The sequence below is a fragment of the Pasteurella sp. P03HT genome (assembly GCF_054052285.1).
This window is the reverse complement of record NZ_JBSIUM010000002.1, coordinates 232,080-245,359: the sequence shown is the minus strand read 5'-3', so window position 1 is coordinate 245,359 and position 13,280 is coordinate 232,080. Positions and strand designations below refer to the sequence as shown.

The following is a 13,280-nucleotide window of genomic DNA, read 5'->3' as shown; positions in this document are numbered from 1 at the left end:
TTGCATCAAGCAAGGCTGTAAATAGTAATAAAACTTATTTTTTCTGTCAAGCGATTTTTTGCAGATTTTGTGCAAAATGACCTTTAAACTCATCGTCTTGTCTGTTCGCTTGCGACTCTTGCGTTGCGGGGGTGCATTATAGATAGTTATCAAAATCCTTCAAGATCTTTTTTTACATTTTTTTTCGATCGATTCTTTATTGACCAATAAAGTAACTTAATGAGGATATGTTATTGAATAAATTGGTCATATTGCATTGCAAATAATTTCACCTTATCCCAATTGGTATACTCAATTTCTTTTGTTGTATCCGTTTCACCGCCAGTCATGCTCATAATCAACTTAATCATAATACGATCAAAAAAGTGATATTGGGGATAGCGAAGTGCTCCTGCAAAGACTGCTTTAAAATTGGGCTGCCAATCGGTGCGTAAAAAAAACTTTCGTACATAAACATTCGTTTCTGGCGTGTCTTTACCTGCTTTACGTGCTGTTAAATTCACTGCAAAAAAAGCGGTCTTTTTTTGTGATAAAAGTGTGGTATGTTTCTTAATAAAATGATTAAGCACTTTATTAAAGTGCCCATAACGTATAGATGCACCAATGATCACATTATCAGCGCTATCTATTTTTGATTTTTCAGTTAATGCTTCAATGACGACCTCACCTGATAAGTGTAAGGCAATAAATTCAGCAATTTTTTTTGTTTGTCCATCACAACTTGAATACAAAATTAATGTTTTCATTATTCTTTCCAGAACGCTGGGCTAAAGAGGACGAGCAATGAGAAGATCTCTAATCGCCCACAAATCATAGCAAAAGTTAAAATCCACTTCGCACTATCAGGTATACCAACAAAATTACTACTCACTTGTCCTAGACCTGGTCCTAAATTATTTAAACAAGCGACAACTGCATTGAAAGCATCAAAAATATCGACACCGCAAGCTATTACACCAAATAAACAAAGCATAAAAACAAAAGCATATGCCGAAAAAAATGCCCAAATACCTTCTAATACACGTTCGGGAACAATATTTTTACCTAGTTTAATTGGATAAACTAAATTAGGATGAACAAACCGTTTAATTTCCCTGTTCCATTGTAGTGATAAGATTAAAATTCGCACTGCTTTTAACCCTCCTCCTGTAGAACCCGCACATCCTCCAACAAAAGAAGAAAATAATAAAAGCATGGGAATAAAAGAAGGCCATTGAGTAAAATCGGTCGTGGTGTAACCTGTTGTTGTTGAAATAGATACAGCCTGAAATGCTGCTTGTTCTAAACTTTTTTCTTGCCCATTCCACCAAAGAAAAACAAAACAGATTGCAATAAGTGTAATTTGAAAGCTAATAAAAAACTTAAACTCGGAATCCCGTAAATACATTCTGAGCGATTTGCCACGCTTTAATTCTGAAAAAGCGGCAAAATGCAGAGCATAGTTACAGGCAGAAATTAGCAAAAAAACAATTGTAATCACGTTTATTGCGGTATTATTGAAGTGTCCCATACTTGCATCATGAGTTGAAAACCCTCCAATAGAGACAGTCGAGAAACTGTGACTAATTGCATCAAATGCAGACATTCCCGCTAACCAATAGGCAAAAGCACATAAAACAGTAAGTGAAGTATAGATAAACCATAAAATCTTAGCGGTCTCTGCGATACGAGGACGCATTTTTTGCTCTTTTAATGGACCAGACATCTCTGCTCGATACAATTGCATGCCACCGATCCCCAACAGAGGAATAATCGCAACCGCTAATACAATGATTCCCATTCCTCCCATCCACTGTAATAACTGGCGGTAAAATAAAATTGCTTTAGGTAAGGTGTCTAACCCAGTAATATTTGTTGCCCCTGTCGTTGTTAAACCAGAAAAAGATTCAAAAAAAGCACCTGACAAAGTAAGATCTGGTTTTTCAAATAACAAAAATGGAATTGCTCCTAAACTACCTAATACAATCCAAAAGGCAACCACAATAAAAAAACCATCTCGAGAACGCAATTCTTCTTTGTGATGATGACAAGGCCACCAAAGTGATAAACCGACAATTGAACTCATCGCAAACGTTTGAACAAATGCCTTACCACCACCATCACCATATAACAATGCAACGAAAGCAGGGGCTAACATCGTAATGGAAAAACACATAACTAAAATGCCGACAATTCGGATAATGGATAATATTCGCACAAATCACTCTCTTTCTAATTGCAACTGTCCACTAAAACGTTCAATTAAAGCTTGTTCAAATGCTGCCAGTTTATCATCTCTGATCCCTAACTCAAACACCGCAACATCAGCAAATTGTTGTGCTAAAATGACCACATCGTATTTCTCACACAATAATTGCAAACCATTAATTTGAGCATAATCACACCGCACTTTATGAACTATACGCTCTACTTTAATATTCGTTTCTAATAAAGCTAAAGCTTGTTGCACACCATTACCATAAGCACGTACTAATCCGCCAGTACCCAATAAAATCCCCCCATAATAACGTACTACCACTGCACAAATTTCACCAACACCACTGCCTTGTAAAGCAGCTAACATCGGTTTACCCGCCGTGCCTGCAGGTTCACCATCATCAGAAAATCCTAATTGTTGCGAATCGTTTGGCGCACCCGCGACAGTCGCCCAACAATGATGACGCGCTTGTGGATGTTGTAATTTAATCTGCTGCCAAAATGCTTTTGCCTGTGCAATACCTTCTACATGTTCAAGATAAGTAATAAAACGACTTTTCTTAATTTCTTCTTCAAAAATGACCGCACTTTTGGGGATATGGTATTCAATCATTTCTATTCTTGATACTTTTAGGCTAATTGAGTTTGTTGTATTATAACGCTTAAATTTACTCAACCAACGATAAAATTCATGAATGAAATCACCGTTACTCAAACATTAGACACACTAGGATTACGCTGTCCTGAACCTGTCATGTTAGTCAGAAAAAATATCCGTCATTTGCAGGAGGGTGAGGTGTTATTGGTGATCGCTGATGACCCTGCAACAACCAGAGATATTCCAAGTTTTTGTCAATTTATGGAACACGCTTTATTAAAAAGTGAAGTCAACACGCTTCCTTTTCGCTATTGGGTCCAGAAAGGAAAAGGATAAGTTATAAAAAAAGACCACTTATTGTGGTCTTTTTTGTATTTATACTACGGTCAAATTAGCGTTTATTTTTCACCAATTTTTCTGTCAACTCATAAGCACGTAGTTTCGCTAATTCTTTAGAAAGTTTTGCTGCTAACATTTCATAATTCGAATCACTATGACGCGAACGAATATTTTCTTCTGCGCGTTTTTTCGCAGCCAAAATACGATCGCCATCAAGTTCATCACCACGAATTGCGGTATCTGCCAATACAGTAACAATGTTTGGCTGAACTTCTAAAAAACCACCAGAAACATAAACGACTTCTTCTTTGCCATCTTCAAGAGTAAGCTTAACAATACCAGGTTTAATTGCGGTAAGTAAAGGGGTGTGACCTGCTAAAATCCCAAGTTCACCCTCAATACCCGTTGCTTGAATACTCTTGACTTGACCAGAAAAAATTTGTTGTTCTGCACTTACTATGGTTAAGTTAAATACTGACATACTTTCTCCTTCAAGCTTTATTCGTTGCTTTCAGAAGCAATTATAATTTCGCCGCTTTTTCTAATACTTCGTCAATGGTACCCGCCATATAGAACGCTTGTTCAGGAATATGGTCGTATTCACCGTCTAAAATACCTTTGAAGCCACGAATTGTTTCTTTTAATGGTACATATTTACCCGGCGTACCGTTAAAGACTTCTGCTACGAAGAACGGTTGCGATAAGAAACGTTCGATCTTACGTGCACGGGCTACCACTAATTTATCGTCTTCAGATAACTCATCCATACCAAGAATTGCGATGATATCTTTCAATTCTTTATAGCGTTGTAATGTGGTTTGAACACCACGAGCAACGTTATAGTGCTCTTCGCCAACAACTAATGGATCTAACTGACGTGAAGTTGACTCTAATGGGTCAACCGCAGGATAGATACCTAAAGATGCGATTTGACGGCTTAATACTACTGTTGAGTCTAAGTGCGCGAATGTTGTTGCTGGCGATGGGTCAGTTAAGTCATCGGCAGGAACGTAAACCGCTTGAACAGAGGTAATAGAACCTGTCTTAGTTGAAGTAATACGCTCTTGAAGTACACCCATCTCTTCTGCAAGGGTTGGTTGGTAACCTACCGCAGATGGCATACGACCTAATAATGCGGATACTTCAGTACCTGCAAGGGTATAACGATAAATATTATCTACGAAGAATAATACATCACGACCTTCATCACGGAATTTTTCAGCCATTGTTAAACCCGTTAACGCAACACGTAAACGGTTACCTGGTGGCTCATTCATCTGACCATAAACAAGAGATACTTTGTCTAATACGTTAGAATCTTTCATTTCATGATAGAAGTCGTTACCTTCACGAGTACGTTCACCTACGCCCGCAAATACGGAGTAACCTGAGTGCTCAATCGCGATGTTACGGATCAATTCCATCATATTAACGGTTTTACCTACACCCGCACCACCGAATAAACCAACTTTCCCCCCTTTCGCGAACGGACATACTAAGTCGATAACTTTAATACCCGTTTCTAAAAGTTCAGTACTGTTAGACTGTTCTTCATAGCTTGGTGGCGCACGATGGATTGACCAATTTTCTTCTGCGCCGATTGGGCCTTGTTCGTCGATTGGCTCACCCAATACGTTCATAATACGACCCAATGTTTTTGTACCTACTGGTACAGCAATCGGGTTGTTTGTGTTAGTTACACTTAAACCGCGTTTTAATCCATCAGATGAACCCATTGCGATACAGCGAACTACACCACCACCTAATTGTTGTTGAACTTCAAGCACTAAGCCAGTTTCAACATTTAAGGCATCATATACTTTTGGTACTGCATCTTGTGGGAATTCAACGTCAATAACCGCACCGATGATTTGTACAATTTTTCCAGTTGCCATTACCGATCCTCTATTTGTTAAATTGCTGCTGCGCCCGCAACAATTTCATTTAATTCATTTGTAATACTTGCTTGACGAGCTTTGTTATACACTAACTGTAGCTCATTAATTAAGTTGCCCGCATTATCTGTTGCTGCCTTCATTGCAACCATTCGAGCCGCTTGCTCAGAAGCAAGATTTTCAACTGCCGCTTGATAAACTTGAGATTCTAAATAACGAATGAGTAAATTATCTAATAAGACTTTCGCATCGGGTTCGTAAATATAATCCCAAACTTGTTTTCTTTCGCCTAATTCATCATTATCTAATTCTGGTAATGGAATTAATTTTTCCAATACTGGTTTTTGCGACATTGTGTTAACAAATTTGTTATAAACCAAATACACCACATCAATGTCACCCTTTTTATATGCATCAATCATTGAGTTTACTGACCCAATCAGTTGCTCAATAGAAGGGGCATCACCAATACCTGAATCTTGGGTAAGAATTTTAATCCCCAAAGATTGGAAAAAGTTGATAGATTTAGAACCGATTAAACTTAACTGAACAGAAACTTGTTTTTCTTTCCATTCTTTCATTTCATTTAATACGGTTTTAAACAAGTTCACGTTTAAGCCACCACAAAGACCACGATCTGTGGACACTACAATAATGCCCACATTTTTAATCTCACGATCCACTAAAAATGGATGTTTATAACCGATCGTTGCCTTTGAAACGTGACTAATCACATTACGTATTGTTTCTGAATAAGGGCGTGAAGAAGACATACGTTCTTGCGTTTTACGCATTTTCGAGGCAGCAACCATTTCCATCGCTTTAGTAATTTTTTGTGTACTCTTTACGCTAGCGATTTTGGTTCTTATCTCTTTAGCACCTGCCATTTTGTCTCTCCATTTAAAGTGTTAACTTACCACGCACTGTTTGCTTTGAAGCTATCCAAAATACCTTTCAATGAGTCTTTAATTTCATCATTGTAGTTGCCAGATTGGGTTAATTCACGCATAAAGTCAGCATGGTTATGGTTAGCATACTCTAAAAGTGCTGATTCAAATGAACCAATACGATCTAATTCGACTTCATCTAAGTAACCAAATTCCACTGCAAATAACACTAACGCTTGTTGTGCTACTGATAATGGAGAATATTGTTTTTGTTTCAATAATTCAGTTACTTTTTGACCGTGAGATAATTGTTTGCGTGTTGCATCATCAAGGTCTGAAGCAAATTGAGCAAATGCCGCTAATTCACGATATTGAGCAAGTGCAGTACGAATACCACCCGCTAATTTTTTAACTACTTTAGTTTGTGCAGAACCACCAACACGAGATACCGAAATACCTGGGTTTACTGCTGGACGAATACCAGAGTTAAATAGGTTAGATTCTAAGAAGATCTGACCATCGGTAATCGAAATTACGTTTGTTGGAACGAATGCAGAAACGTCACCCGCTTGAGTTTCAATGATTGGAAGTGCGGTTAAAGAACCTGTTTTTCCTTTCACTTCACCTTTAGTGAAACGCTCAACATAATCTTCATTTACGCGTGATGCACGCTCAAGTAAACGAGAGTGTAGGTAGAATACATCCCCTGGGAATGCTTCACGACCTGGTGGACGACGTAATAATAATGAAATTTGACGGTATGCTACTGCTTGTTTTGATAAGTCATCATAAACAATTAACGCATCTTCACCGCGGTCACGGAAATATTCCCCCATTGCACAACCAGAATATGGTGCAAGGTATTGTAATGCTGCTGATTCGGACGCTGAAGCAACCACAACGATAGTATTTTGTAACGCACCGTGTTCTTCTAACTTACGTACTACGTTTGCAATTGTTGATGCTTTTTGACCGATCGCAACATAGATACATTTAATCCCTGAATCACGTTGGTTGATAATTGCATCGATTGCTAACGCCGTTTTACCTGTTTGGCGGTCACCGATAATCAACTCACGTTGACCACGACCAATTGGCACCATTGAGTCAACCGCTTTATAACCAGTTTGAACAGGTTGATCTACTGATTTACGATCGATAACGCCTGGTGCGATAACTTCTACTGGTGAGAAACCATCATTTACAATTTCACCTTTACCATCGATTGGTTCGCCTAATGTATTGACTACACGACCTAATAAACCACGACCAACTGGTACTTCAAGAATACGACCAGTACATTGAACTTCCATGCCTTCTGCAAGATCTGCATAAGGACCCATCACTACAGCACCCACAGAATCTCTTTCTAAGTTAAGTGCCATAGCATAACGATTACCAGGTAATGCAATCATTTCACCTTGCATTACTTCACTTAATCCATGAATGCGGATAATACCGTCACTCACAGAAACGATTGTCCCAGTATTACGTGCTTCACTCACTACATCAAATTGGGCAATGCGTTTTTTAATCAATTCACTAATTTCTGTAGAATTTAGTTGCATCTTTTATTCCTCTTATAATTGCAGCTCATTTGCTAGACGAGCAAGTTGTCCGCGACTACTTCCATCGATAACAAAATCATCTGTACGGATAATAACCCCTGCGATCAGTGAGCTATCTAAGCTACAATTTAATTTAACTTTACGAGCTAATCTTTTTTCCATTGCTGCTGCAATTTTTTGCTCTTGCGTTGCATTTAATGGTTGAGCTGATATGACTTGAACCTCTGCGGTTTTTTGATGCTCTTCAACATAATGTTGAAACTCTTGATAAACTGCAGGAAGTACAGTTAAACGCTTATTTTCAGCCATTAACCGAATAAGATTTTGCCCATATTGATCAAGTTGTTCGCCACAAATTGAAATTACTGTATCAGCAAGTTTGTTAGCAGAAAGTGAACTTGTTAAAAATGTTTTCATTACATCATCTTTAATAACTTCTGATGTAAATTGTAGCATTTCTGTCCATTTTTCTACCGCACTTTGTTCGATAGCAAAATCAAATGCTGCTTTAGCATAAGGGCGAGCTATTGTAGTTAATTCTGACATAAGCCCAACCTTATTATAGTTCTGCAACTAATTTATCAATGATGTCATTGTTTGCCGCTTCATCAACAGTACGACCCACAATTTTTTCAGCACCAGCAATAGCAAGTGATGCAACTTTAACACGTAATTCTTCTTGAACACGTTTACGCTCAGCTTCAACCTCTGCGTAACCTTGCTCAATAATTCTGCTTCTTGTTGCTTCCGCTTCCGCTTTTACTTCTTCTAGAATTTCATTGCGGCGTTTATTTGCCAAATCAATAATTTGTTGCGCTTGTACTTTAGCATCAGTGATTTCTTGTTCCACTAATGCTTTAGTATCAGCTTGTTCTTTTCTAGCAGCTTCAGCTGATGCAAGTGCATTGGCAATTGAACGTTGGCGTTCTTCAATTGCTTTAATAATTGGTGGCCAAACAAATTTCATACAAAACGCAACGAAAATTGCGAATGCGATAAGTTGACCAATTAGTGTTGCATTTAAATTCACAACCCCCTCCTTAATAATTGTCGTTTAGATTACTCAAAAGAGTAATTAATTGCAGTCTCTGACAAGCCGACAATTATTGTAATAAGCCGATGAATGGGTTTGCGAAGATGAATAATAATGAAATACCTACAGCGATCATCGCGATAGCATCAAGAAGACCAGCAACGATAAACATTTTAGTTTGTAAGCTGCTTGCTAATTCAGGTTGACGTGCAGATGATTCTAAGAATTTACCACCTAAAATCGCAAAGCCAATCGCTGTACCTAATGCAGCAAACGCTAATAAGATTGATGCACCGATAATTGTTGCTGTAATTACAGTTTCCATAAGTTTCTCCAGTTAGATTTTAAAGAAATTAGCCAAAAGGCTGGTTAGTTAAAAAACAATAAATCACAGTGAATTTTCATTCACTGTCATCATTAATTAGTGATCAGCTTTGTTATAAGCGATACTTAAATACACAATAGTCAACATCATAAAGATGAAGGCTTGTAGCGTAATAACAAGAATATGGAAAATTGCCCACGCTAAATGTAATGGAATACCTAACGCGGCAATAGCCATATTCGCAGAATACATTACTGCAATTAAAATGAAGATAAGTTCACCTGCATACATATTACCGAATAAACGGAAAGCAAGAGAAATTGGTTTTGCTAATAATGTCACTAATTCGAGCACAAGGTTCACAGGGATGAATGCCCAGTGATTAAAAGGATGAAGTGTATATTCTTTCACAAAACCTGTCACACCTTTTGATTTAATGGTATAGAACAAAATTAGGAAAAATACACAAATTGACATCCCAAGTGTTGCACTAATATCTGCTGTTGGTACAGCTCTTAGATAATGAATACCAAATAAATTTGCGACCTGAGGTAGAAAATCTACTGGAATCAAGTCAATAGCATTCATAATAAACACCCAACAAAACACTGTTAATGCTAAAGGTGCAACAAGGTGTCTTGGTCCATGAAAATTTTCTTTTACAACGCCATCAACCCAACCAACAAGAATTTCAACTAAACATTGCAATTTACTTGGAACTCCTGTTGTTGCTTTTTTGGCTACACGAGAAAAAATAAAAAGAAAGATCGCTCCTGCAACAAGTGAGAAGAAAAGCGTATCTAAATGAACATGCCAAAAAGAATCCCCTGTTTTAAGAAATTCAAGATGGTGTCCAATATATCCAGCTGTTGTAAGCTCTGCTGCCATAGTTAATCCTTTTTGATATTTATGAAAAATTTATATGTTTTAAATACTTACTCACCAAAAATGGAAGAATATTGTTCAAAATAATTGCTATAAAATAACCTGTAAAAAACGCCATTATGTGCATGTCTGGATAAAGTTTAAATGCTAAAACAATCAACACAATTGTACTAACGAACTTTATTGCTTCACCACGATAAAATGAGGTTATTTTATTAGAAAGTTGTTGATTTTTAGTAAAAAAGACAACCCACACAAATAAACAATAAGGTAAAAAAATCGCTACTATACCTAAACTAAAGGATAATGCGATCTTCCATTGCCAAAATGTTAATAAAAATAAGCTAGCAAGTAGAATAATGAACTCAATGCTAAGTACCATTTTATACTTTTTCTTAGCTTGTTGTATCACTCGAGACATTATTGATAAACGACTGTTCTCACTAACTAGCGTAAATTAAAAAAAATTACGCGTGATTATACGATAGTTTTAATTTTATTAAAAATTAAAATATGTGAATAAGATCACAAAATCAGATTTTTTAAACATCTCATTAAAGTTTATTTAACAATCACCAAATGGCGCTCACCAATCAGCTCAGGCACGGCTAACTTAATTACCTTCTGTAACGCAAATTTTTCCTGTAATTCTTGGACTTCTTCCTGATGGTAGATGCCTTTTAAGGCATAAAAACAACCATTTTCGTTAGGTAAATGCTGACACCAATCAGTCATATCTTTTAATGAAGCAAATGCTCGACTCAATACGCCATCAAATAATTGTTCAGGTTGATATTCTTCAACGCGACTTAATACTGGCTCAACATTATTTAAACCGAGCTCACGCACAGCGTTACGAATAAAGCTAATTCGTTTCCCTAAACTATCTAACAAGATAAATTGTTTATCAGGGTTAATAATGGCTAAAGGTAATCCTGGAAGCCCTGGGCCTGTCCCGACATCAATAAAACGTTCCCCTTCTAAATAAGGGCTTACTACAACGCTATCCAAAATATGTTTAACTAACATTTCCATTGGATCACGCACTGATGTGAGGTTATAAGCTTTATTCCATTTGTGAAGGAGTAACACTAATTTCACTAACTGCACTTTCTGTTGATCGGTTATCGAAAGTGCGGTCTGTTTTAATAAAGTTTCTAATTTTTGACTTAATTGCTGTTCGAGGTTAGTCATTATTCACCACGCTTTAACATACCTTGCTTTTTCAAATTCACTAATAAAATTGAAATCGCAGCAGGCGTAATACCTGAAATACGTGAAGCTTGTCCAATGGAAACTGGACGATGTTGTTCTAATTTCGCACGCACTTCATTAGATAAACCAGAAACAACGGAATAATCAAAATTCGCTGGAATTGCAGTATTTTCGTGGCGTTTTTGACGCTCAATTTCTTCTTGTTGATGCTCAATATAACCTTGGTATTTAATCGCAATTTCCACTTGCTCAACGGCTTCTTTATCTTCCATTGCGGGTTGGAATGGTGTAAGTGCGGTCAAAATTTGATAATTCATTTCAGGACGACGTAATAAATCTTCACCACTTGCTTCACGCACTAATGGGCTGCTTAGCACTTGGTTTGCTTCTTCTAAATGCTCTGAACGTGGATGCAACCAAATTTGACGTAAACGTTGACGCTCTAATTCAATATTTTCCATTTTTTGATTAAATCTTGCCCAACGCTCTTCACTGATTAGACCTAATTCCTGTGCGATTGGTGTTAAACGGCTATCCGCATTGTCTTCACGCAACAATAAACGATATTCAGCACGTGAAGTGAATACGCGGTAAGGCTCTTTTGTACCTAAAGTACAAAGATCATCAACTAATACTCCTACATAAGCCTGATCACGACGTGGGAACCAAGATTCTTTTTCTTGTACAAATAAACCCGCGTTAATCCCCGCTAACAAGCCCTGTGCAGCCGCTTCTTCATAACCAGTTGTACCGTTAATTTGACCTGCGAAGAATAAACCTGTAATCGATTTGGTTTCCAAAGTAGGTTTGAGATCGCGTGGATCAAAATAATCATATTCAATGGCATAACCTGGTTTAATAATGCGCGCGTTTTCCATCCCTTTCATTGAGTTCACAATCTTCATTTGCACATCAAAAGGTAAGCTGGTTGAGATCCCGTTTGGATAGATCTCATTGCTGGTTAAACCTTCAGGTTCAAGATAAATCTGATGTGAATTACGCTCAGAGAAACGCATTACTTTATCTTCGATCGATGGGCAATAGCGTGGGCCGATCCCTTCGATAATGCCTGCATACATAGGGCTGCGATCCAAGTTATTGCGAATCACTTCGTGTGTTTGTTCGTTAGTATGCGTAATAAAACAAGGAATTTGGCGAGGGTGTTGATCGACCGATCCCATAAAGGAAAATACAGGTAATTTTTCATCGCCGTGTTGTTTTGCCAAAATAGAAAAATCGATGGTTCTTGCATCAATACGCGGTGGTGTACCTGTTTTTAAGCGATCTACACGTAAATTGAGATCACGTAAACGATCTGCAAGCATTACAGACGCAGGATCACCTGCACGACCACCAGTGTAGTTTTCCAAACCAATGTGGATCTTACCTGATAAGAATGTACCTGCTGTTAAGATCACGGCTTTCGCGCGGAATTTTAGACCCATTTTGGTTTCTACACCCGAAACACGATCACCTTCTAAAATAATATCGGTAACTTCTTGTTGGAAAATATCTAAGTTTTCTTGATTCTCTAAAGCAATACGCACTGCTTGGCGGTATAAAACGCGGTCTGCTTGAGCACGTGTCGCACGTACTGCAGGACCTTTACTGCTGTTTAAGGTACGGAATTGGATCCCTGCTTGGTCTACGGCAGTCGCCATTAAACCACCCATTGCATCAATTTCTCTTACTAAATGACCTTTTCCAATACCACCAATTGCAGGGTTACAAGACATCTGACCCAATGTATCCACATTATGGGTTAATAATAGGGTTTTTAACCCCATACGTGCTGGTGCGAGTGCAGCTTCTGTCCCTGCGTGGCCACCACCAATCACGATCACATCATAATTTTCAGTATAAAACATAATAACCTTTTAATAACTTATCTCTTTCATCACGATCTTTGGATCTTATTTAGCTGGGGCGTTATTCTACTGAAAATTGACTTTGCTTGAAAGCAACATTTTTAGACAAGAATGGATAGGATCGTGAAAGTAGATCCGTTCTTAATAAGAAAAGATCTTTTTATATAAAGAGATCTTATTATTATTTTTATTAAGATCCTTTTTAATGTGAATAAGATCATTTTTCTATTATTTATGAAAAGGTTAGATCCTTTTTAATGTTGTTAAGATCACTTTTTTGGATCATGAAAATCCTGTGTATAAAAGGTGTTTTTATCCACAGGTATTAATTGATTATTTATTTTTCATAGTATAAATACAGCTTTTTAACAAATTTATTTAAAGTTATCCACAGTATTTTTTAAAGTTAATTGCTAATTTTTACAGCGAAAATATGTAGAGATGGGGTAAAAATAGAGAGTGGTAAGTATT

Annotated in this window: 15 protein-coding genes; 1 reads left to right on the top strand and 14 read right to left on the bottom strand. The window is 37.3% G+C overall.

Annotation, left to right across the window (positions count from 1 at the left end):
- Positions 1–230: 230 nt before the first annotated feature.
- Genes hemG through ACWIT3_RS03335 form a run of 3 tightly spaced genes read right to left on the bottom strand, consistent with a single transcriptional unit; the run spans position 231 to position 2,809 of the window.
- Positions 231–746 carry a menaquinone-dependent protoporphyrinogen IX dehydrogenase gene (hemG, locus tag ACWIT3_RS03345; RefSeq protein WP_457161388.1) on the bottom strand — a complete coding sequence of 172 codons (516 nt, stop codon included), beginning with the start codon at positions 744–746 and terminating at the stop codon, positions 231–233.
- Complete coding sequence (locus ACWIT3_RS03340; RefSeq protein ID WP_457161387.1) at positions 746–2,197, bottom strand: TrkH family potassium uptake protein; 1,452 nt, start codon at positions 2,195–2,197, stop codon at positions 746–748. The genes hemG and ACWIT3_RS03340 overlap by 1 nt, the downstream gene beginning before the upstream one ends.
- A 3-nt stretch (positions 2,198–2,200) precedes the next feature.
- Positions 2,201–2,809, bottom strand: coding sequence for a YigZ family protein (locus ACWIT3_RS03335; RefSeq protein WP_457161386.1), 609 nt, complete (start codon positions 2,807–2,809; stop codon positions 2,201–2,203).
- Between the two features lie 78 nt (positions 2,810–2,887).
- Between ACWIT3_RS03335 and tusA the strand changes: the two genes are divergently transcribed.
- Positions 2,888–3,130 (top strand): sulfurtransferase TusA, encoded by a 243-nt coding sequence (gene tusA, locus ACWIT3_RS03330; protein WP_457161385.1) that lies wholly within the window; start codon positions 2,888–2,890, stop codon positions 3,128–3,130.
- A gap of 55 nt (positions 3,131–3,185) precedes the next feature.
- On the opposite strand, the gene ACWIT3_RS03325 is transcribed toward tusA, so the two are convergent.
- From ACWIT3_RS03325 to mnmG, 11 genes are all read right to left on the bottom strand, one after another.
- Positions 3,186–3,614 carry a F0F1 ATP synthase subunit epsilon gene (locus ACWIT3_RS03325; RefSeq protein ID WP_457161384.1) on the bottom strand — a complete coding sequence of 143 codons (429 nt, stop codon included), beginning with the start codon at positions 3,612–3,614 and terminating at the stop codon, positions 3,186–3,188.
- Positions 3,615–3,654: 40 nt separating this feature from the next.
- The gene (atpD, locus tag ACWIT3_RS03320) at positions 3,655–5,028 is read right to left on the bottom strand and encodes a F0F1 ATP synthase subunit beta (RefSeq protein WP_457161383.1); all 1,374 of its coding nucleotides are present in this window, start codon (positions 5,026–5,028) and stop codon (positions 3,655–3,657) included.
- 17 nt (positions 5,029–5,045) lie between these two features.
- Positions 5,046–5,915, bottom strand: coding sequence for a F0F1 ATP synthase subunit gamma (gene atpG, locus ACWIT3_RS03315; protein ID WP_457161382.1), 870 nt, complete (start codon positions 5,913–5,915; stop codon positions 5,046–5,048).
- Between the two features lie 26 nt (positions 5,916–5,941).
- On the bottom strand, positions 5,942–7,483 hold the full coding sequence (gene atpA / locus ACWIT3_RS03310; RefSeq protein ID WP_457161381.1) for a F0F1 ATP synthase subunit alpha: 1,542 nt from the start codon (positions 7,481–7,483) through the stop codon (positions 5,942–5,944).
- Positions 7,484–7,495: 12 nt separating this feature from the next.
- A complete protein-coding gene (gene atpH / locus ACWIT3_RS03305) occupies positions 7,496–8,029 on the bottom strand; it encodes a F0F1 ATP synthase subunit delta (RefSeq protein ID WP_457161380.1) in 534 nt (177 codons plus the stop codon).
- A 13-nt stretch (positions 8,030–8,042) separates the two neighbouring features.
- Positions 8,043–8,513, bottom strand: coding sequence for a F0F1 ATP synthase subunit B (gene atpF, locus ACWIT3_RS03300; RefSeq protein WP_457161379.1), 471 nt, complete (start codon positions 8,511–8,513; stop codon positions 8,043–8,045).
- Between the two features lie 73 nt (positions 8,514–8,586).
- Positions 8,587–8,841 carry a F0F1 ATP synthase subunit C gene (atpE, locus tag ACWIT3_RS03295; RefSeq protein WP_005539567.1) on the bottom strand — a complete coding sequence of 85 codons (255 nt, stop codon included), beginning with the start codon at positions 8,839–8,841 and terminating at the stop codon, positions 8,587–8,589.
- A 96-nt stretch (positions 8,842–8,937) separates the two neighbouring features.
- Entirely contained in the window at positions 8,938–9,729 is a 792-nt protein-coding gene (gene atpB / locus ACWIT3_RS03290; RefSeq protein ID WP_457161378.1) for a F0F1 ATP synthase subunit A, read from the bottom strand.
- Between the two features lie 19 nt (positions 9,730–9,748).
- Entirely contained in the window at positions 9,749–10,108 is a 360-nt protein-coding gene (locus ACWIT3_RS03285) for an ATP synthase subunit I (protein ID WP_457161403.1), read from the bottom strand.
- 179 nt (positions 10,109–10,287) lie between these two features.
- Complete coding sequence (gene rsmG / locus ACWIT3_RS03280) at positions 10,288–10,920, bottom strand: 16S rRNA (guanine(527)-N(7))-methyltransferase RsmG (protein WP_457161377.1); 633 nt, start codon at positions 10,918–10,920, stop codon at positions 10,288–10,290.
- Positions 10,920–12,809 (bottom strand): tRNA uridine-5-carboxymethylaminomethyl(34) synthesis enzyme MnmG, encoded by a 1,890-nt coding sequence (gene mnmG, locus ACWIT3_RS03275; protein WP_457161376.1) that lies wholly within the window; start codon positions 12,807–12,809, stop codon positions 10,920–10,922. Before mnmG ends, rsmG begins: the two co-directional genes overlap by 1 nt.
- Between the last annotated feature and the right edge of the window lie 471 nt (positions 12,810–13,280).